The 1537-nt window shown below is 63.6% G+C and carries 3 protein-coding genes; 1 reads left to right on the forward strand and 2 read right to left on the reverse strand.

The window, feature by feature from the left end:
• On the forward strand, positions 1 to 275 hold a 275-nt coding region (locus tag AB4043_RS25130), incomplete at its 5' end, for a pentapeptide repeat-containing protein (protein ID WP_442308476.1).
• Positions 276 to 281: 6 nt separating this feature from the next.
• Here the strand turns inward: AB4043_RS25130 and AB4043_RS25135 are convergent.
• Together AB4043_RS25135 and AB4043_RS25140 are read right to left on the reverse strand one after the other, a co-directional pair.
• Positions 282 to 1142, reverse strand: a complete 861-nt coding sequence (locus tag AB4043_RS25135; protein ID WP_442308478.1) for an aKG-HExxH-type peptide beta-hydroxylase — start codon at positions 1140 to 1142, stop codon at positions 282 to 284.
• A gap of 109 nt (positions 1143 to 1251) precedes the next feature.
• Positions 1252 to 1428, reverse strand: coding sequence for a hypothetical protein (locus AB4043_RS25140; RefSeq protein WP_442308477.1), 177 nt, complete (start codon positions 1426 to 1428; stop codon positions 1252 to 1254).
• Between the last annotated feature and the right edge of the window lie 109 nt (positions 1429 to 1537).

Here is a 1537-nt window from a genome sequence, read left to right on the forward strand (position 1 = left end):
ACATGAAGCTCTACAGTGTCGTTTTCACCGACTGCAAGATGACGGGGGCCGACTTCCAGTCGGCATCAATGCACAATGTGCGTTTCGAAAACTGCGACTTGACCGGAGCGCAATTTTCTAACGGCCAAACGGGAACCGTCCGATTCGAGAACTGTACGCTCATCGATGTTGGCGGAGCGGCGAGCCTCAAGGGAGCAACCGTGCAAGGCCCAGGGTCGATGGAATTGGCCTTGAGCCTGGCACGAGAGTCGGGAATCCTCTTCGAGGACTACTGAGCGTGGTCAGCCGGCCACACTCGGCCTGTAGCCCGCGTAGTCCGTGCCGGAGATCGCACGGGCCACGTGAGCGAAGTCGATGTGCTCGGCGAAGTCGCACAGTTCGTCGAGCAGCATCTGACCGTACTGGGTGAGGATCTGGCGCTGCTTCTTCAAATCCTCGCAGGCGTCCCGCAGCGACTCGGTGTAGAGGTCTACCAGAGTCGTCACGCCATGGCGGTCCTGCATGAACATCAGCGGGACCGTCACGATCGCGGCGTGGAACGCCTTGTCCAGCGGTCGACGCTGGCCGATCTTGACAGCGGACAGGGCGCGGTGTTCCTCGGCTCCGAGTGCGCTGGACGGAAGGGTGAAGGTCCCGTACACCTTGTCCGCCACGAAGAGGTTGAGGTGCATGCATTCATGGACCAGGCACATCGCGTAGTCGAGGACGTCCCACTCAGCGCCGGGGCTCATCACCACGACGCCGGGGATGTGGGAGGCGGAGCCACCGCCGTCCGCGCCGCTGTTGAGGACCACGAGGTCTGTGACCAATAGGTCGACCATGAGACGGAGGTCGGGGCTGATCTCCTGGATGAGGCCCAATGCCTCGGCGACCCTATTGCCCCACCCCTCCCTGGTCGGCCCTTCCGAAGGCCCGGCGCCCTTGAAGATGTTCTCGAAGATGCCGTTTTCGATGCAGTGCTTCGCCCAGGTGCCGTCCTCGTAGGAAACGGAGATCCCCTCGCCCTCGACTGGCAGGGGACGGAGACGCGGCGTCGAGATGGCTGCCCTGTAGGCCGCGTGCAGACCGTCGGCGTCCGGGTATTCGTCGCTTACGGCGTGGATCAGTCGGGCCGCGTTCTCGTAGGCGTGGCCGATGTTCATGAAGTGCACGAGGGATCTCTCCTTCGATGATGACCGGGGGTGTGTGCCCGGGGCAGAAGACCACTCCGGGCACACGGGAGGCTCAGCGCATCAGCGCTTCAGAGGGTGGTCAGGAGGTCCAGCCGCCCATCATGCAGTTGTTGTCATCCTTCTGGGACCGCCGGACGGACGCCTTCACGCCGGCCGCCACGGCCTTCGGGTCCTCGGCGACGGCCGCCACGAGGCTGGCCAGCGCGGTACGCGGCATAGCCTCTGTTTTGACCAGATTGATCTGACTCGGGCTCATGGTGCTTCTCCTTGTCGGAGTGGATTGGTGCACTGCACTTGCTCACCCGACCCGTCCACCGTGAGTGGAGCCGAGTGGCTGGCCGGGAGCCTGACGGGCTCGTCTACTC

The organism is Terriglobus sp. YAF25, from assembly GCF_052113305.1.
Taxonomy (GTDB): Bacteria; Acidobacteriota; Terriglobia; order Terriglobales; family Acidobacteriaceae; genus Terriglobus.